Source organism: Mesorhizobium sp. WSM4810, assembly GCF_055811235.1.
This window is the reverse complement of the sequence record NZ_JBVVQV010000018.1, coordinates 120,892-143,097: the sequence shown is the minus strand read 5'-3', so window position 1 is coordinate 143,097 and position 22,206 is coordinate 120,892. Positions and strand designations below refer to the sequence as shown.

Annotated in this window: 18 protein-coding genes; 2 read left to right on the top strand and 16 right to left on the bottom strand. The window is 59.2% G+C overall.

Annotated elements, in window-relative coordinates; all coding sequences use genetic code 11:
• Nucleotides 1-268: 268 nt before the first annotated feature.
• The gene (locus tag AC0L3O_RS23865; protein ID WP_287050093.1) at nt 269-1,744 is read right to left on the bottom strand and encodes a hypothetical protein; all 1,476 of its coding nucleotides are present in this window, start codon (nt 1,742-1,744) and stop codon (nt 269-271) included.
• Nucleotides 1,745-1,893: 149 nt separating this feature from the next.
• On the opposite strand from AC0L3O_RS23865, the gene AC0L3O_RS23860 reads away from it, so the two are divergent.
• Nucleotides 1,894-2,136 carry a hypothetical protein gene (locus AC0L3O_RS23860; RefSeq protein ID WP_287050091.1) on the top strand — a complete coding sequence of 81 codons (243 nt, stop codon included), beginning with the start codon at nt 1,894-1,896 and terminating at the stop codon, nt 2,134-2,136.
• 71 nt (nt 2,137-2,207) lie between these two features.
• On the opposite strand, the gene AC0L3O_RS23855 is transcribed toward AC0L3O_RS23860, so the two are convergent.
• The 8 genes from AC0L3O_RS23855 to AC0L3O_RS23820 all read right to left on the bottom strand — a co-directional run bounded on the left by AC0L3O_RS23855 (nt 2,208) and on the right by AC0L3O_RS23820 (nt 13,233).
• A complete protein-coding gene (locus tag AC0L3O_RS23855) occupies nt 2,208-3,098 on the bottom strand; it encodes a sugar transferase (RefSeq protein WP_473533778.1) in 891 nt (296 codons plus the stop codon).
• A 414-nt stretch (nt 3,099-3,512) separates the two neighbouring features.
• Nucleotides 3,513-5,456, bottom strand: coding sequence for a GNVR domain-containing protein (locus AC0L3O_RS23850; RefSeq protein ID WP_473533942.1), 1,944 nt, complete (start codon nt 5,454-5,456; stop codon nt 3,513-3,515).
• 59 nt (nt 5,457-5,515) lie between these two features.
• Nucleotides 5,516-6,286 (bottom strand): response regulator transcription factor, encoded by a 771-nt coding sequence (locus tag AC0L3O_RS23845; RefSeq protein WP_287050089.1) that lies wholly within the window; start codon nt 6,284-6,286, stop codon nt 5,516-5,518.
• Nucleotides 6,287-6,682: 396 nt separating this feature from the next.
• A complete protein-coding gene (locus AC0L3O_RS23840; protein ID WP_473616792.1) occupies nt 6,683-7,378 on the bottom strand; it encodes a Crp/Fnr family transcriptional regulator in 696 nt (231 codons plus the stop codon).
• 1,064 nt (nt 7,379-8,442) lie between these two features.
• A complete protein-coding gene (locus AC0L3O_RS23835) occupies nt 8,443-9,582 on the bottom strand; it encodes an acyltransferase family protein (protein ID WP_473616790.1) in 1,140 nt (379 codons plus the stop codon).
• 748 nt (nt 9,583-10,330) lie between these two features.
• The gene (locus AC0L3O_RS23830) at nt 10,331-11,062 is read right to left on the bottom strand and encodes a glycosyltransferase (RefSeq protein ID WP_091589996.1); all 732 of its coding nucleotides are present in this window, start codon (nt 11,060-11,062) and stop codon (nt 10,331-10,333) included.
• 78 nt (nt 11,063-11,140) lie between these two features.
• A complete protein-coding gene (locus AC0L3O_RS23825) occupies nt 11,141-11,956 on the bottom strand; it encodes a glycosyltransferase family 2 protein (protein ID WP_473533782.1) in 816 nt (271 codons plus the stop codon).
• Nucleotides 11,957-12,063: 107 nt separating this feature from the next.
• Complete coding sequence (locus tag AC0L3O_RS23820) at nt 12,064-13,233, bottom strand: glycosyltransferase family 4 protein (protein ID WP_473616789.1); 1,170 nt, start codon at nt 13,231-13,233, stop codon at nt 12,064-12,066.
• A gap of 174 nt (nt 13,234-13,407) precedes the next feature.
• Here AC0L3O_RS23820 and AC0L3O_RS23815 point away from each other — a divergent pair, with 174 nt between their 5' ends.
• Entirely contained in the window at nt 13,408-14,325 is a 918-nt protein-coding gene (locus AC0L3O_RS23815; RefSeq protein WP_287217284.1) for a sulfotransferase family protein, read from the top strand.
• 21 nt (nt 14,326-14,346) lie between these two features.
• Here AC0L3O_RS23815 and AC0L3O_RS23810 read toward each other — a convergent pair whose 3' ends face one another.
• The 7 genes from AC0L3O_RS23810 to AC0L3O_RS23780 all read right to left on the bottom strand — a co-directional run bounded on the left by AC0L3O_RS23810 (nt 14,347) and on the right by AC0L3O_RS23780 (nt 22,000).
• Nucleotides 14,347-14,943, bottom strand: coding sequence for a sulfotransferase family protein (locus AC0L3O_RS23810; RefSeq protein WP_167366276.1), 597 nt, complete (start codon nt 14,941-14,943; stop codon nt 14,347-14,349).
• Between the two features lie 86 nt (nt 14,944-15,029).
• Complete coding sequence (locus AC0L3O_RS23805; protein WP_473533784.1) at nt 15,030-15,200, bottom strand: hypothetical protein; 171 nt, start codon at nt 15,198-15,200, stop codon at nt 15,030-15,032.
• Between the two features lie 227 nt (nt 15,201-15,427).
• Nucleotides 15,428-16,282 carry a glycosyltransferase gene (locus AC0L3O_RS23800; protein ID WP_473616787.1) on the bottom strand — a complete coding sequence of 285 codons (855 nt, stop codon included), beginning with the start codon at nt 16,280-16,282 and terminating at the stop codon, nt 15,428-15,430.
• 372 nt (nt 16,283-16,654) lie between these two features.
• Nucleotides 16,655-17,827 (bottom strand): glycosyltransferase family 9 protein, encoded by a 1,173-nt coding sequence (locus AC0L3O_RS23795; RefSeq protein WP_473616786.1) that lies wholly within the window; start codon nt 17,825-17,827, stop codon nt 16,655-16,657.
• Complete coding sequence (locus tag AC0L3O_RS23790; protein WP_473533785.1) at nt 17,817-19,001, bottom strand: glycosyltransferase family 9 protein; 1,185 nt, start codon at nt 18,999-19,001, stop codon at nt 17,817-17,819. Before AC0L3O_RS23790 ends, AC0L3O_RS23795 begins: the two co-directional genes overlap by 11 nt.
• Nucleotides 19,002-19,009: 8 nt before the next feature.
• A complete protein-coding gene (locus tag AC0L3O_RS23785) occupies nt 19,010-20,188 on the bottom strand; it encodes a glycosyltransferase family 9 protein (protein ID WP_473533786.1) in 1,179 nt (392 codons plus the stop codon).
• Nucleotides 20,189-20,194: 6 nt separating this feature from the next.
• Nucleotides 20,195-22,000 carry an ABC transporter ATP-binding protein gene (locus AC0L3O_RS23780; protein WP_473475216.1) on the bottom strand — a complete coding sequence of 602 codons (1,806 nt, stop codon included), beginning with the start codon at nt 21,998-22,000 and terminating at the stop codon, nt 20,195-20,197.
• Nucleotides 22,001-22,206: the final 206 nt, after the last annotated feature.

The following is a 22,206-nucleotide window of genomic DNA, read 5'->3' as shown; positions in this document are numbered from 1 at the left end:
TGATGATCTGATCGAGCCTGGAGCGGAACAGATCCTGCTCTCCCGTCTCGCGCTTCTCGCGTGGCTTGGACATTCGCCGTCCCGTCGATTCGCCGCCGCCGAACCGAGTGAATCACGCTCCGCAGCACAAGGGAATCGCAAAACCGAATTGTAGGAAAACAGCGCTCATAAACCGCCAATCCTGCAATTCCAAAGCCGCTATCCGCCTCAATCAACATGCCAGATCAATGGCTTGCGGATAGTTCACGGTCGACGAGCCTAGATCGCTTTAGGCGCGGCCGGGAACAGTGCCGACCTGCGATTTAATCACCTGTTCGCTGGAATCGCGCGAATGCCGGAGCGTCCTTACAGGCGCCTCAGCAACACTGTCGTCTTCAACAGGCAAGAACCGGCTGACAAGAACGACGGCGAGAGGAATCAAGAAAACGATACCCGGGTCGGCGCCGCCGCTTGCCAGGGATCCAGCCACGAGCGCCGATAAGGCGCAAGCGCGGACACTCGACGCGATCGCGTCGACCTCGGGATCGATGCGACCGCGGCCACCCCGCACCCCCCGCACCAGCATTGCCAACAGAACTGTCATCATCGCGGTGCCGAACAGCCCCAACTGGGAAAGCACCGCGATCGGCCAACTCGAGGCGCGCGAGCTTCCCAACCCGACCCCCAGTCCACCTGTATCGAAGAAAGACTGCAGGCTTTTGTAGTTCCAGTAGCTGCGCTCTTGGCCGGAGGCTGATGTGACTTTGTTGATTACCGTGTTGTCGACAAGCTGCAAGACCGGATCGAAGAAATGTGGATAGAACAGACTGGCGGCCATCGCGGAGAGGAGCAAGGGCGGTAGCAACGCGATAAGCAGTGCCTCCCCCAACCTCAGCCGACCTGAAGCGAGCGACTTCACGATGGAAAAGACAACGGGCACGCTTACGATTGCAAGACCAACGTAGGCGGTCGACGATGTCGACAGCAGCAGGAGAACAAACAGGGCCGCTCCTAACCCCAATGCGAATTTGGATCCGGTCTTGCGCCAATAGGTGTAGGTGAACGCCAGCCCTGCCAGCGATGCCCCACCGAACGACGATGCCTCTGAAAACGCCCCCGCGATCCGCCAGAACCCAGCTTCCGTGACCTGCGTCAGCATGGCGTAGTTGGCCGTACGGATCGGGGCAAGGACGTCGCCGGCACCGAGCACCTTGCCCAGCAAATCCAGGGCGCCCATCAGCACGTGCAAGCTGAACCACAGGAAGAAGCCCCGCCTGATATCCGCTAACGTGCCGCTGCGCCGAAGCAGCAGACAGGCCGCCAGGAACGTCAGCCCTCCCAGAATAAAGTATCCCGCCTGAGAGATATTGGCCGATACCGGCGCCAAGGCCGCTTCGTAGACGCCCCTGCCGGTGCGGGAAGCGACGAAGGCGCTTGTCTGCCCTGCAAAGAGCCTCGGAAATAACAGCGCTCCGATGCAGACATAGATCATCAGCGCGCAGACGATCCATGCGGCACCTATACGAACGAAGACCGCGCCTATTTCTCTCCAGATTCCCCGTCGAGCCAGCGCGGCTACTATCACGAGCATATCAAAGACGGTAAAGATAAGCGGCGATGAACCGCCAAGCGAGGTTATTGTCCCGATTGCCGTCGCACCAAAAGCCAGCGAGGCAATCAGTGCAGTGATCAGCGACCAGCGCATATAAACGACGAGGGCCAGCAGTCCCATGCAAATCAGTGCCCCAACGAGGGAAACCTGCATTTCACACTCCGACCATCAATGATCCAGACCCTGACGGCCCCGCCGGAACCGCTGAGCTGAATGCTTGGCTTCACAAAAACCAGCGACTCTGATTTGCTTAGGATAAGGTTGGTTCTCGCAGCGTAGATTGACCCAGGGAGGAGGTCGCCGTGTTGCTCGCCATTATCGGCGTTGCCGGTCTTGCCCTGACAATAGGGCTTACGTTGCGCGCGCCGGCGCTGATAGTGACGACCTTGGTGGTGATCGTCGGCAGCGTCGCTGTAGGCAGTCTTCTTCACCTGTCTGTTCCAAACACCATCCGCTCGACGTTTTATCTTGTTGTCGTCACCCAAATTGCCTACCTGGTCGGCCTTGCAATTGCCGTGCTGCGGCATCGCCCAAGGGGACAATAGAGTGGGCGACAATCCCTTGTCGGCGAAAATCGCTTGAGGCCGTTTCTGCCGCGCCCCTGACATCGCCAAGGTCAGGAGGTCTGATCGAACTTCATCATGGCCGGTATCGTCCGCATCAGGATCGAAAGATCGAGGCGTAGAGACCATGTCCGAACGTACTGCGTGTCCAGCAATACGCGGTGCGAATACTCAGTTGTGTTTCTCCCGTTTATCTGCCAGAGGCCGGTCAGTCCTGGCCGCGTCTTCAAATATTCATGCGATGCGGCGCCATAGCGTTGCAATTCGTCGGCAACGACAGGACGCGGGCCGACGCAACTCATGTCGCCCCGCAAGATGTTGAACAACTGCGGCAGCTCGTCCAGGCTCGATTTGCGAAGCATCCTTCCGAAAAACAGGATACGCGGATCGCACTTCAGTTTCTGATTGGCTGCCCATTCCTGGGCGGCTTGTGGATTGCAGCTCAGATGCCGTTGGAGCACCTCCTCGGCATTCGGTACCATGGTGCGGAACTTGTAGCAGTCGAAGACCTTTCCGTTGAATCCAATACGGTGGTGAACGAACAGCACCGGACCGCCTGTGGTGGCCTTGATCAGAAGTGGTGTAAGAACCAAGATCGGACCGGCCAGAATGAGCGCTGTCGAGGCTACCATCAGATCCAGCAGCCTCTTGGCCCAACCGCCGAGAGGCTGTCGGCTTTCGGTCCGCACATCGTCGTCAATGCTTGCCGTGCGCATATCCGGCTCAAACGGAACGGCGCCATGGTCATGGCTTGCGTTGAGTTGAGGCGACGAAAGGTCTGGCGTGATCGATCGTGCGGCCGCGTCGCTGTCGCGCCGAAGAAGCGATGTCGCGGGGGGCCCGGCTCCGACCAGTAGAGCCCAGCCTTCAACAGCCAGGTCTTCGCACTGCCGCAGGTTGCTTTCGATTACGTTGGACATCTTCCGCTTGCGCTCGATTTTCAACTTATAGCCTGCATCTTGTCGACGACGGATGATCTCCGGCAAGCAAGGAAAAGGTGGTAGATCGGGGGTGTTTGGCAGCGTGGCCTACCCCTTAGTTGCTAGGCCGGGTATGGACGAATGGCTGCTCCGTTCAATGCCTGGCACGATATCGGAATCGATTTTTCGACTCGCGACGCCCCGAAGGGGCGCGGATTCCCTTTGACGGGCAAGTGTCGGATTGACGGGGCGGTGTCGAGACTTGCCGCGGACTCTAAAGCGCGTCGCATTTGAATGGATTCATGCGACGCGCTTTAAGTTCTTGTTTTTGATGCATGTCGTTATCGCAAAACCGCTGCGCACCCTCGGTTCAAGCCGGCTTCAAGGCCGAGGGCATGCTTTTTGCGCGCGACGTGCTGCCGAGAGGAGGCCAGGATGTCAGCGCGGCGCTTGACCTGCGCGCTTCCGGTAACGCCGGGCCGAAACAGTACGAACACGTGTCATCAACACGCCAAGGACGGAGGAATTGGTGTTTTTGAGTGTCTGCGTCAGGTCTTCCAGCTGATCAAGCGACGTCACGCCCCACTGCGCCACCACAATCACGCCATCAAGAAGCGGGCAGAGAGCAAGCCCTTCGGCACCGGAACTGAACGGTGGCAGTTCAACAATGACGATACTGTAACTGCCAACTTCGTTCAGCAATTTCTCCATATTATCGGGAATCAGCAAATTCGCCCAATTCGACGCATCGTTCTTCAAATAATAGAACGATGTCTTTTCAATGAATTGGATTTGCTTGCTGATGCCTTTAGGGTTGCCGGAATCCCGATCGACCACGGTGAAATCGGAGGAAAAGAGACGTTCGTTGGCCAGTGCCGACTTATCGTCGGCGTTGATCACGAGGGTCGCCGTGCCCGACCCCCCACACAGCGCCGCCAGATTGCTTACAACGGTGCTCTTGCCGTCGCCGGGGGACACGGATGTAATTCCGATGCGACGCCCCGTTGAAGCGTTGGCCCCGGCCAGGCCCATGATCGCCTTGACGCTCCTGAGGCTGCCGCTGAATGAAGAGTCCGGGTTCCTGAGTACCTCGTCAAGCCGGCCAAAACCACCCCGCCTGAAGCTGACCGGCGGCAATTCTCCAATACAGGCCAGGCCCAGTTCGCGACGGATCTGACGCGGGGTCCTCACGTTCCGATCGAGCCCGCGTCGCGCCACGGCGAACCCGATGCCAGCTACCATCCCGGCAAGTGCGCCAAAGGCGAGGATCAGCGTCCTGCGCGGCCGACTTGCCTTCTTGGGGCTCGTCGCGGACGTGATCACGCGAGCATCGGCGATCAGATAAGGCTGTTGGTCGACCGAGTTTGTATATGCCGCGAGCAGGCTTTCATACATCTTTCGATAGGTGTCGGCGGTAACCTCCAATTGCTCCAGCGTAATCTGGTGTGTTGGCTTTCCTTCGCTGTGTACGAGGTCCTGTCCGGCGACGGGCGTCTCGTCCTGACCGATGCTGTAGTCGTGTTTTGCGCGAAACTCCTGGGCGACCCGGGTCGCCCTGTTCATCTGATCACCGACCTCCCGCATCCGCCTTTCCAGCCATGCGATGCCTTCGCTAGCCGTTGCTGTTGTTGTTTGAACTTGCTCGCGCACGAACGCTTCTGCTGTGGCGTTTGCGACGCGTGCGGCCAATGCCGGATCGTGAGACTGGAATGTAATGTCCATTGCATAGGAGACACCGACACGCTGGACATCCAGACCATCGCTGAATATCTCCACCGCGCGACGCCGACGCTCGGATTCCAGCTGCGGCCCGTTCACCTCCAAACGATCCGGCCAGGGCAGCACGCTATGGAAGAAATCCGTCAGCGCAGCATTGCCGGCATGGAATCCGCCGGCATCGACGATGCCCATCCAGGCTCTGCGAAACCTCTCGCCGATGGTCGGACCGTCCAGATCCCTGAAGGTTGGATTGTCCAGGAGTCCAAGATCATCGATCACCATCATCGCGATCTTCTGGGAGCGCAGAACTGCAAGTTGGCTCTCGACCTGAGCGGTGTCGAGCGACAGGTTCACTTCGGCCGGTTGCTGCTGAAGGTTTCTGGGTATCTTCGGTTCGATCAGGATCTGGGTGCGCGCCGAATAAATAGGATCTGAGGTAGCAAAGTAGAACGTGGCGCAAACGATTCCGGCGACGACGAACGCAAGAATCGAGAAAAGATACTGCCGAGCAAACGAGACAACGTCAGCGAGGCTGATAAAGTCCTGCGGTGCGTCCGCCCCAAGCCATGGCTTGTGAGCAATTGCCGCCGACGGCCGGTCTAGCATGGCTTCAATCCATATCTGCAACAAAAAGAGCGGCGAACTGCAACGCTCGAGCAGCATCGCCACCGATGGGTCCCGCTACGAGCATGCAGCCGCGCCACTGTTATGATGACAACCGTTTAGCTCGATCGGCCCAACAGGTGGGCGCCAGGAAACATCTCATTGAGCTTGTAGACGACCTCCGTCCTGTTCGTCGCCTTCAGCTTCTTCATGATGTTGCGGATATGGACCTTGACCGTGCTCTCGCGAAGGTTGAGCTCATGAGCGATTATCTTGTTCGCCTTGCCACGCCTGAGAGCCTGGACGACCTCTTCTTGCCGCTCCGTGAACACACTCGCCATGGGCCTCGTCATATCGGCGGTTGTGTCGATTGCCTTGTGCTGGGCAAGCACGCTGCTTGCCGGCACAAATGTGCCGCCGGCAAGGACAAGATTTACGGCTTCAACACAGATCTCGAAACGGATCGATGAAGGGATGTAGGCTTTTGCGCCATAATTCAACGCCTTCAGAATCTGCTCCAGATCGTCGGTATCGGCCAAAATCAACACTGGAACCGGGTGGGCCTCATTCACGAGATCGGCGATTTCGCTGCCGGTCCTTGCATCTGTCACCTTTCGGCTGCCCACGTTCAGCAGAATAGCCGATATCGACAGTGCATTCTCTTGATGCCGCCACTCTTCGATCGAGCCGAACGACAGGATTTCCTTCCCGATGCCATAGGCGGTCAGGCATTGCGCAAGACATTGTCGGTCAAGCACTCGCTCGTCTAGCAGAGCCAGGCAAGATTCGGTCAAGCCATGTCTATGAAGATGTATTCCATTCCCAGCCTTGCGCGATACGAATTCAAGTGCACCGGGTGATTTGCTATCCAGTTGAATTGTCGGAACCATGAACTTACTCCCCAAACTCTACCCAACGTTTCGAGACCAGTACGATATGTACTGCAGGCAAATACTATTTCCCGCGAACGATGATCTGTTCGCGTCGCCTTCACTATAACCTCGGGATTTCCCAAGCCCCACCTTGGACAGCACTACCCCGTCCATAATGTTTATCGCCGAAAAGATGTGCCTTCACTAATTTAGGTTAATAAAAGGTAAAAAATTTTCTATCCCTTCACTTGGCCCTAGCAATTTGGTCTAGGAGGGATGGTAGCCAGAGAACTCACCGACATCGCGTTGTTTGCCAGGCGCGGCGGACCGTCGCTAAAGACAGCGGGCGTCGCCGATGGCAGCGCGGCTTCAAGGCGCGTCGCACCGCCTTTGCATCGTGCGCCAAAGTAAGTGTCAACCATCGATATACCTGTCATCGAACTCGGCAAACTTCGTTACGCCCAGCCGATCCAGCACGCGGACGTGACCTTGGCGGAACTCCAGAAACCCGCGTTCCCGTAATTCCCGCAGCATTCGATTGACATGGACCGGCGTCAGGCCGAGCGCGTCCGCGAGGTCATACTGGGTGAGAGGGCATGCAAAGCCAGTGCGGCTGGCAGCGCCGACGCGCTCCAAGCGCGCTCTGAGCTCGAGCAGCAAGTGCGCTGTACGCGCCAAGGCGTTGCGTCGGCCTATATTGGTGAGGTGTTGGGCAACAAGCGCTCGCTGGCGCGCCAGCGTTTCAAGAAAAAGCGAGGCTATGTGGGGCGACTTCGCTGCTCCAAGAGCAAGCGTCTTGGCCGAGGCTTCCAGCACCGCAAGGTCGGTTTGAGCCACAAATGTCTGGAGAGCAGCGCCCGTATACGTCTGTGGCAGGACAATGTCGCCCTTCAGGGCAAAGTCCAAAATCTGTCGCTGTCCCCCGGCAAGGTCATGAGAAATGCAACCCCAGCCAGACTCGATTATGAAGACGCGATCGCCGTCCTCCCCCTGATTGATCATAGCGGTCTGCGCCGCATATCGCTTCGGCATGAAGCCTAGCGCCTTGATATACGCCTTATCGTCGCTTTTGACTGCGACTGACGTCGGACGGTTTTCATTCTCACTCAATGAAAGGCTTGTAGCATACGTCATTCGAACCCCGCCAATCCTCCCCTGATACCCTCCCTACGCAAAAACGTACTCCAGCTTTGACGTGTTGAGTACCCTGCACGGGCTACAACCATTGGGTGATATTGCACTGCACTCTCACAAAAAAGCAAGGATCACACCTGATCGAGCGCAGTAGGACCCGAATTCATCATAAAGCTCGACCGACGTTCTGCACCATCCATTCGAATGGTGAGGTCTCCGGCGGTCGGAAGCGATTGATGGACACCGTGCAACTTTCGACCACGCCACCCTTCCGGATGCTTACGGCTTTCGGCGTGACTGGCTAGCCTACCGACAGCAAGGCCAGGCATTGCTGCTGACTTGCGGTCGCGCTTAAGTTGTCGGGGGCGAACCGGCGGTCGTTCAACATCGGGCGGAACGTGCCGCTACCCCATCCATGCAACCTTCTGATTTCACTCCCAGATAGCACCTCGGTTCCGCCAGATCGAGCAGCACCGGGTCACTCAAGTGCAACCGCTGCAGGCCAGATGCCTCACAAAGCCGGCAGGTCGCGCTGGGCCCGGTACGAGAATTCCTCATTGCGGTGACAAGGTTTGAACGGACGAGAGCGTTCATTCACAGATTCGGCCACTTCGGCTCGATGAGTAACGCTGCAGTTTCAGGACCGGAACGCGTCGATTGACCGTCCCTCTTTCGAGCCAAACTGTCTCCGGGTTTCAGCCGCGACACAGGCGCGAGTACTCCATTCGCGTTAGCTCTGAAGCCCCGATTGCCTCGCACGTGCGAAGAGACGCTCGCCACGCACCCTGAAGAGGGCGACGCGCTTCAGGGCGAGCGGCCGCCTCAACCGCCCTGTTGCGCTCCATAGGGTTGGTGCTCCCGCCAAGTCGCGGTGGCTCCGGTTGCGGCTTGCGGCCGGATTGGTCCGCCCTGGCGGACCGATACTCAGGTCACGCCGAAATTGTCGCCTTGCTCGGCCCGCGATTATCGATGTAGTCGCCCCGATCCCCTGCTCACCACGCAAAAGCCGTGGGATTTCCTGCCCTCCTCTCGGAGACGCGCTAAACTGCCATTTGATCTCGCTTGGCGTCGGGTCTAGGAAACTCTCGCCTGATGGCGTTTTGAATCCGCTTTTCCAGGGACATGACCGCCATGCTCAAACCCAAAACGCATAGCATAGACAGTACAAAGGCAAGGGGCGTCGAAAAACCTAATGAAAACAACCACCAGACCACAACCATTCCAACCGAGTAATGATTCAGATATACTGGATAGCTAATTCCCCCAATGTATCTCACAACATTCCGGTAGCCTGAAATATTGTATTTAATGAATTCATTATACCTTATTCCTGCTGCCATTGCATACATGCACATCAACCACACAATCACCGCGGCGGTTTTATATGCATAACCGCGTTCAACCGACATAAAAATTTCAGCAGTGCCCATACAGCCAAAAAACAATATCAATATCGTCTTCCCCGCATGTCCCATTTCGCTACGGCCGTCGCCGCCGTTCCTGACGAGAAAGATGATCATGCCGGTCGCGAAGAAAACGCCGTGCTGCAGCAGAAGCAGTTTGAAGGGGAACCGCGAAAGCACTGATATCGCTTCTTCCGGCCGCGTGGACGGCGGCAGCAAGTGCAACCCGGAGAGAATGAGAAGGTATACCGAGCTCGAAAACCCTATTATTTTGGCCAGATCATAGAGTGATAAGCGAAACCTCGACAAAATTGACGCGGCTACCAGGAGGTAGAATACGGCCTCGACGACGAGCGACCATACGACCCCGTCGATATAAGGGCCCTTGGGAGACAAGGTTACCGATCTGAAAAAATCCATCAGAAGATGGGAAAAATCCCCGCCATAGAGAGCTCGTGCGGCCAAGCTGACGAGCGCGGACAGCCACAGGGCGGGCAAAATACGCGTAGCGCGCATGCGCGCGAAGCGCAGCGCTTGCGACGCGCCCCCTTCGCCTGCAGCGCTCATGGCAATGACGAACCCGGAAATTACGAAAAAAACTTCGACCCCTACAGCACCCAAACCGGCAAACGCCGACAGAAAACCGAAGGCGACATCGCTTCCCTCGGTGACTGACGCACTGCTCCAGGCGAATGTCGCGAAATGGTTCAGCAGCACCAAGAGCGCTGCAAAAATGCGCAAGAAGTCCATGACGTGGTAGTGGACATTGCGTTCCATATAATGTTTCCGAACCTTGCCAGAGGCCAAGGCCGAATACTATCGTGAAACGGTCAGTACGCCTGCTGCTACATTCGGACATAGCCGAATTGATTAACCGTCGGATATGACCCGTTTCGTGGGCAGATCCACCGAACTGCTACGCCTGGATTGCTCGGCGCCTTGATATGTTGAGCAGCGTTGCGTCCGATCGTTGCCATTGACGAAGAATGCTACGCGCCGTCTTCCAAGGTGACCGCATGGCTGTTGCTCATCGCCGTCTTGCCGCGACCTCGCAAGGGATAGCTGGTTGAGACGGTGGATGGCGGTGAGGTTCCTACGGCTCCACCCGCTCTACTCCTAATTGGTGTCGCCCTCCTAAATGATGCCGTGCTAATGTTCTAGCCGGCTTGGGAGGTTCCAATCGACCTCATTGCGAATGTTTTCGCCGGCACGTGGGCTGCCGGGGTGCTTGCCGCCATCTGGTATGTCTGGACGCGGCACTCGCTGCCCGTTGCCGAAAACAAGCAGGACCGCGATTTGCGGGAATGGCTGGACGGGCAGATGTAGAGGGCGCTTGTGCCGGGGCGAAGCAGCGCCCGACCCTGGTCGAAACGATACGGGCTGTCCCGGCGCCTGCGAAGAGCGCGCCCAACCCGGTGTTCGGCGAGGTCGTGCCGCAGCACGGCGCGAACACCGGCCGTCAGCGCGGGAACCCCAAGCGGCGTTAGGCATCGCCACCGCCAGCCGCTGGGGTTTTTTGACTGGGCTACCGGCTCGCCGAGCGCGAAAGAGCAGCCTCTGCTTGATCGGCACTGCTCAGGAATTCGTCGCGTTCAGCTATCCACAGATCCGCATAGTCGACATTCTGCCACTCGGCAAACCACGGACCGCCACTTGTATAGTGGACCGCCTTGGGTGTGCCATGCGCCGGCTTTTCGTTCCAACCTTCAAGCCAGTTCCACTCTACCGGCAGCGAGCCCAGATCCTCATCGGCGACCCACTGCATTCGGTGGAGGTAGGCGCCGCTTTCCCGGTTCACGACCTCCGGCGTAAGCGATTTAACCGCAGGATGCGCGCAATTGAACAGCATCAGCGAGGACCAGTTTTTTCGAGGGTAGGATGTCTGGACAACGCCATCCATCTTGGTAGTGGCCTTCGGCGTGTAGTCGTGCTGGACACAATAGACCGCCTTGTTCGACTTCGTGTATTCCAGCAAACCTGCGACGTCACCGAGCCACAGGAAGTCGCAATCGCAGAACAAAGCCCAGCCCGTATAGTCGGCGAGAAAAGGCGTGAGAAACCGCGTATAAGTGAACTCTGTTGACGCGAGCGGATCTTTCTCCCTCCAATACAGTTCACGGGCACGCAGCTCGTCCTGCTTGATTGGAATGACGGAGACAGGCACCGAAGCGTTTTTGAGCAAAGAGTGCCGCGCCACGTCGTAGGCGATCGGCTCACGGCTGTCCCATCCAACGAATACCCTAAACGCATCAGTCATATTCAGTACCTTGGCTCCAATTTCAAAACGGGCACACACTAACTGTCTGGCAACAACTCGGCAACAATGGCGCGGAAATTAGCCAGGGCGATTTCTGAAACCCGCGGATTTGCCGTTCACCCCGGCCCGGCTTTCCTCGGCGCACCTCGACTTGCCACCCAACGCGACAAGCGCCCATTTCTGATAGGTGTAGCCGGCCGAATAAGCGGCGACCATCGCACCGGTCGAACCGTCCAGAAACCCCAGCCTGAAGATATAGCTGTTCATATAAGCCCAGACCGAGCGCAAAACCGCCTTGCTGATCGAGCTTTTTTTCCCCTCGGCAAGCATCCGCGCCGCGGACGCTTGCGCGTATCTGCCGATCTTGTCATGCGCGTCCGCCAGGTCGGCGATGGAGTCATGCTCCATGGGATGGGACAATCGCGAGACCTTGCCATTCACCACCACCTTCTCATGCACGGTGTCGTTGCTGAAGCGGCCGGACTGGCGACGGAAAAGCCTAAGCACCAGATCGGGCGACCAGCCGCCATGGCGGACAATGCGCCCGCAAAAGCGCGATCGTCTTGGTATTTCGAAGCCGTCACAGCCTTTCGGGTTGGCGATGGCGGCCCTGATTTCCGCGGCCAGCGGCGGCTCGACCCATTCGTCGGCATCGAGCGAAAGGACCCAATCGCCTGTCGCCGCGGCGAGGGCGCGGTTTTTTTGCGCGCCGAAACCCGGCCAATCGAGGGTGATCAGCACCTTGGCCCCGAGCCCGCTAGCGATGTCCCTGGTCTGATCGGTGCTGTTATTGTCGAGGACGACGATTTCGTCGGCAAAATGTACCGAGCGAAGGCAACGTGCAATGCACGCTTCCTCATTGCGGCTGATTATGACGACTGAGAGCGCCGGCACGGTCAGACGGTTCCGGCATCAAAACTGCGACTGTTGTTCAAATGAAACTGTCCCCCGGCCGGTTGGCACTCCGGTGATCCTAACGGATTCAAAAAATATGTCGAAAATTATTTCAGGTCGAGATTTTCGTACAGCGCTATCATTCTCCTGATCATGACGTTGAAATCGTAGTATTCGGCTGCCGCCCTGACCCTGGCCGCAGTCTCGGGCCGTGACGACAGCAGCAAGGCGCGAGCAAGCCCGGCGGCGAGGTCGTTTACGCTGGCTGCGTCGCAAACAAGCGTCGGCTCGAAGCGATCGACAAGCTCGCGCGCCCCACACCCGGTGCTGACTACGGCGGGCAAGCCGCTGGCCATGGCTTCGATCACCACTGTGCCGAATGGATCATAGATGGAAGGCAGCACCGCAATGTCGGCGGCGCCGTACCATGGCAGCGTATCTTTTTGCGGCCCCAGCATGCGGAGCCTTGCACCAAGGCCAAGCCTGTCACCGGCCCGCTGGAAGGTATCGGCGCGCGAATCGTGGCCAATGACCCATAACTCCGGCTCACCATCGAGCATTGCGACAGACTTCATCAAGGCCAGAAGTCCTTTTCGCGCAAAACCCGAGCCTACGAAGAGAACGACCGGCCTGTCATCGTTGACGCCAAGCCGTGAGCGGACCACGGCCCGATGCTGTCGGCGCAACTTGGGGTTGAAGCGCTCCAGGTCGACGCCGTTGGGAATATGGTGCACGCGTTCGGCCGGATAGTCGTAGTGACGGACAATGTCCTCCGCCACCATTGTCGAAATGGCAATCACCGCTTTAAGCCGTGGGCTGCCATAGGTCGCGCGCTCGAGGCGCAGCGTCTGGCGGTGAAACGGGCTCAGCGCCATCGCTGCCGTGCCAAGCCGCGTCTCGAAACGCCGTCGCTCGGCAAGATAGGCGGCATGAACGCCTTCCCCGGCCCGGAAGACGTCGCAGCACGGAAGGCGATCGTTGCTCTGCACCAGGGCCGGCGGCATTTCGGCGATCTTGCGGCAGGCGGCTCGAGCAAAGGACGTCGCCCGCAGGGAGCGGGGAAAGCGGCGGCCGGCGCACTGGATGAACTCTATGCCTTCGTGTGGCGGCCAGTCGCCTGACAGCACGGCCACCGGCCGTTGACGCGCGGCGAACGCCGCCATGATGTTTTCCAGCATGATCTCGCCTCCGCCAAAGGGCGCGTAACGCTGGCGCACGAACAGGATAGGCTTTTTCGGGTCAGCTTGAACCCGTTGATCATGCCGTGACAAATCCATGCGACCTCGCTACGCCCTTTTGCACCCCGATCAAGCTTTCGAACTTGGCGGGACTTTGCTCGCAGTCTATTAAGCGTGGCAAGCCGGTCCTGGATAGGGGAGCTGGCGTATAGTTCCGCGTGGTTGCGGCTATGCCACGACGGTAGACTGCTTTCAAGGCGAGGGTTTTTGCCGATGACCACCAGCCATGTCTCGCCCGCCGACAAGGCCGTCTCGGGCAAACGCAAAGTCGGCGTGGTCCGCCGCCTGGAGCGCTCGTTGCGACCGGGGCTGCGAAATCTCCGCGGTCTGGTCAAGGAGCCGTTTCTAGCCTGGGCGCATCCGGAAGCTCTGGCTTTCTACCGCAGAGCGATGCAAACCGCTTATCTGCCGGACGACCTGATCGACGTCGTCCCGCAACTCAAGATCCTGTATCTCGCCACGCCGAAGGCGGCGAGCAGCCGCATTCGCAGCAATCTTGCAGCCATGATCGGCAATGACACCGTGTCGGAGTGGCGCAGCGACCAGAACTGGAAGGTGCACAACCGAAAGGCGTCGAGCTTGCAGGCGCCTCGCCATGGCATCGTGCAGTTCCATCGCATGGCCACAAGTCCCGAAGCCTTGCGGTTCACCTTCGTTCGCAATCCCTATACAAGGCTGTTGTCGTGCTGGGCCGACCAATATCGCGACCGCCCCCTTGTGCCTGGCTATGGCAGGGTGGAGGTCTATCTGGCCCATCGCGAAAGGGCGGATCCGTCGCTGCCTGTCGGTGCTGACAAGAGCCTGTCGTTTGCTGATTTCGTCGTCTTTGCCTGCACGACCTCGACATGGCGCATCGACAAGCATTGGCAGAGGCAAAGCGACATCGTCGACCTTCCAGGCGTTGTGTTCGACCTCATCGGCAAAACCGAGACTTTTGCACGAGATTTCGAACGGGTTCTCGATCATGTCGGTGCAAGCGAGGAAATGCGACGCGCGGCGATGCCACCTCTGCACACCTCCTCGCGCCGCAGGCTTGCCGATTATTTCACGCCAGAACTGGCCGATACGATCTACCGCGCCTATGAGCGCGACTTCGATCAGTTTGGCTATCCGCGCGCGCTTCCAGAGTGAACAACCCACTCGACGGAACCCTCAAACATACCCGAACGCCTGCATCAGCGGTTTGCCGCGTCCCTCGGTAAGCTCCTTCAATTCCATTTGACCCAGTTCGGTCTTCCAGCGGCCGCGGCCATCATAGATCGGCTTGTTGACCTGCTGGTTGCGGAGCGCGGCATGTTGGGGTTGCGCATCGAGTGTGAACCATCGTTGCGGGTTCCGATGATAGTCGAGCAAACTCTGGTCGAACGACAATCCCAGGAAGGTGCAGATCTTTTCGATGGTCGCTTCCGGGTCATTGACAAGATCTTCGTAGCGGTAAATCAGGACGTCCGTGCTGCCGCGCTCGGCAAGCACCATTGTGTTGTCCGAAATCCAGCGGTCCAGGCTCTCGGTCGCATCGCCAAGCCGCTTGGTCAGCGAAGCAACGGTATCGCGCCCATCGCGTACCGGCATCACGAACTTCGCGCCCGGCACCAGACGTCGTATCCGGTCGACACGCCTAATATGACGCGGTGTCTTTTCAAGCAGCACCGACTTGCCCGCCCCAATGGCCGCCTGTTTCAGCTTCGAGTAGCGATACAGCGCAAGTGGGGTCCATTTGAAAAACACGTTGGTTTCTTCGAATGGCAAAAAGACATCGGCATGCGAGGCAAGGATGGTCGCTATCAGCGTGGTGCCGCTATGCCCGCATCCGCAGACAAAGCCTTTGCATCGGATCAATTCACACCTGCCCTGTCGTCGGCATGAGATATGCCATGCCGCTGAAAGGCTTCATCGAGCCATTTCCAGTAATCGAGCCGCGCAAGCATCGTTGTATCCCGCCGCACATCTTCATAGCGCAGAAGCGCAATCTTTCGCACGTGACTTGCGCCTGAAATATCAGACACCGCAGTGTCGCGCTAGGAGCCGTTTGCAGCGAGATTTGTCGGGTCGATTTGCGCAATGTCCCTCAGGCTTTTCTGTTCGGCGACGGCCAGATCGTCAAGCACTACGCGCAGCCATGTCCGCCCGGATTTGGGAAAACGAGACGACAAGGAGGGGGCGGCTTCCTTGCAAAAAGGCGGACAACAAACTCAACTTATGGACTCCGATTGCGGCACTTTGATCGAGCGGATCAGCGATTGTAAATATCGATTAAGGCTTCGGCGATCCGTTGCGAAGCCGGCACCTTTGGATCAATCGACAGATTGGCATTGAGGAAATCCCGGCTTTGCTCAAAATAGGTCGGTCTTGACCTGACCGCAGCGCGGATATCCTCGACGAGGTCATGCTCCGACAATGTTGGTTTGAAGGCGCCCATGGGCCTGTCGAACTCGACCATGGGCGAAACCGGCGGAAACAGCACCACCGGAATGCCGCAGGCGATTGCTTCGTAAACAGTGGTGCTTGGGCGCGTTACGAGCGCCAGAGCGTCCGGGAGCAGCTGTGCGAAATCCAGCGGCGATTTGTTCGGCATATCGACTTTTGCGAACATCGTGGGGTGGACGCTAACGACATGGGCAAGGCCGAGTTTCGCACATGCGGCTGCCACGGCTTCAATCGCCTGGCGATCTGCGGGGTCCTCGATATTCCCCTTGAAGTTCACCAGCACAAAAAGCCCTTCGTCGTGCCTGGCACCAGCGCTTGCGGCGGCACGCTCAATGACCGGGGAGCCGACAACATATGTCGGCTGTCGCCTTTGCTGCAGCGCCGCTGGTCCCATCGACAGGATGTAGTCAGCTCTCACAAATCGATGCGGCCGCAGCTCTCGCGCACCTCCGATGAGGCCGACCACACGGACCATGCCGAAGTTGATGGCGTCGATGAATCGCCTAAAAAATTGCGGCGCAAAGTCACTTCCAGTCACCAGCATGTCACCGGGCCTGATCATCCGCTCGAGGTCAGCAAAGCCGATATGCGATATTCCTCGGGCGTTGAGTTCAGGTCGCGCTACGCCGCCGCGTTTCAATCCATCGAGATGCGCGAACACGCAGCGGATGCCGCGGTCACCCAGAATTTCTGCCGCGTCAGCCAGCAGCCGAACATTGTTGCGGTTGTGTGGGACGAAGTAGACCGTCCTCGTCGCTGCCCTGCCGCGAGCGTAGATACGCCCGCGCTTGAACAGATTTCCTGGATGCACAAGCCGGTACGCCGCGAGGAGCCGCTGCACAAAGCCATCGCTGACAGGAGAAGACGCCTTGTTTCCCAAACTACTACCCAAAGATATGCATCGCCTCTTGCCCGTGAAATTTAGAACGGCCGCCCGCCGGTTAGTTTACACTGGTCTCGCCGTCAAGAAGGCGCTTGACTGTCCGCTGGTTGTAACCTGCCTGGGACACTCGCGATGCCTTGGGTGGTGGATTCAAACAGTGCTGATGAGTGAGCCCATCTGGTTTTGTGCGTCTTCCATCACCGCAGCCCAGGGTCGTTCCCGCTTCGAGACCAGCACGGCGGAAGGATAGTAAGGCGTGCGGTCGCCCTCGACCGGCCAGGAACGTTTGAAGCCGTCACCAAGGATGAAGACCGAAGGGATGCCGAGTGCGCCGGCCAGATGCGCCCCGGTGTTGCTGATGGTTACGACGGCGTCCATCGCCGCGACCTGCGCGGCGAAAAGATCCATGTCGACGAGTTGATCCACCAAGACGTCGTGCAGGATGCGCGCGGGATCACCATCGGTCAGGATTTTCAGATCGGGCTCGATCCGGCCATATTGCAGCGAAACGAACTGCAGGTCCTGTCGACCGAGCAGGCCGCGCCATGCCGTGAGTGGCGGCAGGTCCTTGCCGGGATTGGAGCTGCCCCATGCGACGCCGACCAACGGCCGGCCGTTCCTGCGATAGCGGGCGCGAAGGTCAGCGACCCGCGCCGGGTCCGGCTTCAGGGGAACAAAATGCTCCCGGATCGTGGTCTCATCCGTCTCGAACACGGCGGTCAGATGCTGGACGCCGGCAAAGAGATGGGCCTCGCCATAGGCTGCCTTGGTCCCCTGACCGACGGCCCGCACATCGGCGGCGGGAAATGTCCGCTGAAACAGCGGCACCAAGCGGTGCTCGACCAGGACGATCAGACGAGCGGCCCGGGCGAGCGCGCGGCCGACGGAACTCGCATGGTGGATCGCGGTGGCCAGACCCTGCTTTTCGGTTTCCATCAGATCGACGAGCAGGACCTGGCCCGAGATATCCTGGCCCAGCCATTCGCCGTCGGCGCGGCCCTCGACGATGTGGCGCCGGGCGATCTTGAGTTCGGCCGCCGGGCCGTAGGCGCCCATGCGCATCAGCGCCTTGCTGAGCTCGTCCAGCAGGTGGACTTCGCGCCTCGACTTCGCGATCGATCCCAGCGCCAGGGCTTTCGGCAGCGCCGCCGACCAGTCGCGCGCCTCGATGCTTCGCCTATAATCCGCCATCTGATCGGCAATGTCGCCATTGCGCCAGCGCAGGAAAAGCTGCCGCCGGTGACGACGGAACCAGACCTTGTAATTGTAGCCTGCGAGCGCGACAAAGCGGCGAACCCGGCGAAGCAGTTGACTAGCTTCCATCACCAACTCCACCGATGATTTGCGCAACCCGTCCACGTGCTTCCCGCATCGCGGACGCCCACGCCTGGCCGCCCTTTCGCACCAGTCGAACGCTTGGATATGTGGCGACGGTCTCGCCGAAGGCAGGCCACGACAGCCTAAACCCATCGTCGAGCAGGACGACGGTCGGCACGCCGAGCGCTCCCGCCAGATTGGCACCGGTATTGCTGATCGTCACCACCGCGTCGAGGGCGGCGATTTGCGCGGCGAAGCGGTCCATATCCGACAATTGGTCCACGGACGCGTCATGGATGATGCGTCCCGGCGCCCACCGCTCGAATTCGGAGAGCGCCGGCCCGACATCGCCATATTGCATGCTGACGAAATGGCCCGGCAGACCGCCGAGCAGCGCCCGCCAGTCATCCAGAACCGGCAGGTCCTTGCTTTTGTTCAGACTTCCCCAGGCAAAGCCGATCAGGGGCCCCGGGCCATGATCGAGATAGGCGCCGCGCAACTCGGCGACAAGCCGGCGGTCCGGCTCCAACGGAACGAAGGGCGCACGCGCTGTCGGCTCATCCGGCCAAAAATGCCTCGCCAGTGTCTCGAAGCAGGCGAAGACATCGGCGTCGACCGCCGCCGCCGCTTCCGCCTCTGGTCTGACATCGAGCGCGGGATATGTTCTGCGATAAAGTGGCGCCAGTCGCGGCTCGATCAGGACGGTGCACCGGTCGGCGGCCGCGACCACCGGGCCAAGCAGCGACGCGAACTGGAGGAAGATTGCGAGATCGCCTTCGCGCCGCTCGACGGCAAGCCTGCGACCAGCAAGATCACTGCCATCCCATTCGGGCCGGCCGGGCACTTGCTTGCTCGACGCAATCAACTGCCAGGCACGATTGCCGCCGCGGAGGCGTCTCAGTCCACGCCCGGCTTTTTTGACAAGCCCGCGATCGCCAAGCTGCTCACCGAGCAGGCCGAGTGCCAGCGCATGTTCCCGGGCCGCCTGCCAGTCACGCCGTTCGACACTCTGCGCCATCAGGCTCGCATGCCGTTTGACGCTTTCGTCAGCATGGCGCGAGGGGCGCTTAAAAAACTTCCTTGCCCGATCGAGAACCTTCTGCAGCCGCTTGCCGTCAACACCTTGCGGGCGCAGGTCGGCGGCTTTTGCCTTTTCAAGGATGGACCGTCTGCTCGGCACAGCGACCCTCAACTATCGCTAGACAGCGTCGAACGCGCCGTCAGAATCGACGAGAGCCGCCGGCCGACGTCGTCGAGTACCACCGGCCACGGACGACCTTCCTTGCGCATGACGATGCCGTTCGGATACCAGGGCGTTCGATTGCCAGTCACCGGCCACGCTGTTTGAAACTTGTCGTCGATCAGGAAAATGGTCGGCACGCCGAGTGCTCCGGACAGATGGGCCGCCGTATTGCTGATCGTCACCACGGCATCGAGCGCGGCGATCTGCGCGGCGAAACGGTCCATATCAAGCATCTGGTCGACACTGTCGTCATAGATAAGCCGTGCGTCATTGCCGTTGCGCAGGCGCCGCAGCGCCGGCTTGATCTGTCCGTATTGGAGGGAAACGAACGTCGCCTGTGTCCGGGCGATGAACCGTGCCCATTCGGGGAAATCAGGCACGTCCTTGCTATGGGATTTGCTGCCCCAGGAGAGGCCGACCAATGGTTGATCCGTCATCGAGCGATAGCGTTTGCGGAAGATCTCGACGAGTTCAGGATCGGCCCGCAGCGGCACGAAGTCGGCGGCTAGTCTTTCGGCATCGCGGCCGAAAATCCAGGCGAGATTTTCGAAGGTCGCAAATTTGTCACCAACGACATTCTGCTGCGCTGGGACCACGGTTGCGTTGGGGAACGTCCGCTGCACAAGCGATACGAGGCGCGGCTCGACCCGAATCGTCGCACTTTGCGCACATGCAGCGGCGGCGCCGGCCAGTCGCGCATGGCGGATAACCCGGCCAAGACTGCGAGGGTCATCCTCCACAAGATCGATCAGCAGCCTATCCGAACCGAGGTCTTCTCCAGTCCACTCATTGGCGCCTTTCCCTTTTCGTTGCCGGCGAGCGGAAAGCCGAAGCTCGGCCGCCCGCGCGAAGTTGCCCAGCCGTTCGAACGCCTGGCCTGCCTTCTGCATCATCTCAGGGTCGCGGGCACGATCGGCCATGATGGCCATTTCATTGGTACTTGCTTCAAGCCCTGTCCAGTCCCTGCGCGCGATCAGCGCGTCGACCTTGGCCTGCTGCTCAAGAACGGAACGAGGCCTGGAGCCGGTAAACAGCGTCCGCACGGCCTTTGTGTATCTGCGCAACCGCAGGCCCAATCCACCAATCACATACCGGATGTAGGAACCGTGGTAAAAACTGGTCATCGGCCTTCAGCGCAATACGCTCTGCCGCAGCTTTTTGCCGCTTTCGACGAGCGGAGCGGACGTCTCCAGATGGAAGATCGAGCGATAGATTTCGCTGCGCCTGGCAAGCTCTTCATGAGTCCCGGAGTCCGCGAGGATGCCAGCGTCGAATACGAGAATGCGATCGGCCGCCTTGATGGTTGAAAGCCTGTGCGCAATGCAGATCACAGTGCGCTGAAATGCATCGTCGAAGGCAGCCTCCATGACCGCCCGTTCGTTTTCGCCGTCGAGCGCGGATGTTGCTTCATCGTAGACAATCACCGGAGCGTCTTTGAGCAGGGCGCGCGCGATGGCAACGCGTTGCTTCTGCCCGCCCGACAGGTTGGCACCGCCCGGCCCGACAAGCGTGTCGAGCCCGCTTTCAAGGTTCGATGCAAAACTTGTGACCCGGGCGAGTTCCGCCGCGGAATCGATTTCTTGATCCGTGGCGTTCGGGCGTCCGTCGCGAATATTGTCACGGATAGAACCTTCGAACAGGAAGATATCCTGTGACACCAGTGCGATATTGTCGCGAACGTCGGCCAGGCTGATCTTGGCAATGTCCTTGTCGTCGATGAAGATCCTGCCCCTGTCCGGCTCCATCAGGCGCAAGATCAGATTGACGATGGTGGTCTTGCCAGCGCCGGAGCGGCCAACGATCGCCAGCTTCTCACGAGGTCGGACCTCGAAGGAAACACCGTGCAGCGCCGGGCTGTTGCCTCCATAGGAGAAGGCCACATCTTCAAAACGGATACCGCCCTCGACGCCGGTCAGTCGCTCGCCTGCGGTTGCGAGTTGTCGCTGTTCGGGCGTGTCGATCAAATCATACATCTGCTCGACGGCAACCATTAGCTTCTGGATATCGACATTGACCCGGGCCAGCCGTTTGGCGGGCTCATAGGCAAGCAGAAAGGCGGTTATGAAGGCCATGAATTCGCCTGGTGTCTTGCCGTTTCCGAGAGTCTGCCAACTGGCATAAATGAGGAAAAGCCCGATGATGAAGCCGCCGCCCGTCTCCATCAATGGACTCATCAACGCCGATGTCCGGTTGATCTGGACGCCGCGCCTTTCCATCTTGCGGACAGCCTTAGCGAAACTGGCGATCGCCTTGTCCTCGAGCTGGAACGATTTGATGGTGCGAATGCCGTCTATGGCTTCCGTGCCGATCGACTGAACCTGTGCCGCCAGCTCTGTTTCGCCCCTTGCCAGCGACTTGATCTTTCGCGTGATCGTGCTCACCGAGAGGAAGATCACCGGCAAAGCCGCCGCCGATATAAGCGACATGGTCGGGTCCTGCACGACCATGACACTTGCCAGTCCGACCAGGGTCAAAACGTCAGAGGCCGTGTTGCTCGTCAGCGTGATGATGACGGACGCACCGGCGCGTGCATTGAACATTATCTTGGAAATGAATTTGGCCGGATGCTGATTGACGAAATGGCCAATGTCGAGGCGCATCAGCCGGGAAAACTGCCGGTGTTGGAGGTCCGACACGATGGCCCTGCGGACGTTTCCGGTCGTAATGGTTTGACCGTATGCCGCGATGCCCTTGACAGCGGAAAGTCCGATGATTGCCGCGCTGATACCCCAAACGGCGGCGGCGTTCCTGTCGATATAGATGCTGTTGATCATGTCACGCATGATCCAGGCAAATCCGGACGTCGCCGCCGCACCGGCAATCGTGCACAGCAAACCGGCGAGATACAGCTTTATGTGCGGCGGCAGGTTCTCGAGGATCAGGCGCTTGACCAGCGGGTACGCCAAGGCCGCTGAAATTCGTCTCTTTGCGCTCATTCGGTTTCCTGCTGCGATGTGTCGTCGGTGTCAGTTGGCCTTTGCCGATCCATGCGACTTTCGCGACACCGCTCGCACATCTGCTATAAATCTATGTCGGATTGCTTGTCTGTGACTTTGTTCGGACCCGCAGTCAATGCCGAATCCGGATGCCAGCCCGCGTTGACGGGATCGGCGACTATGGGAGCATACACAACTCTCCGAAG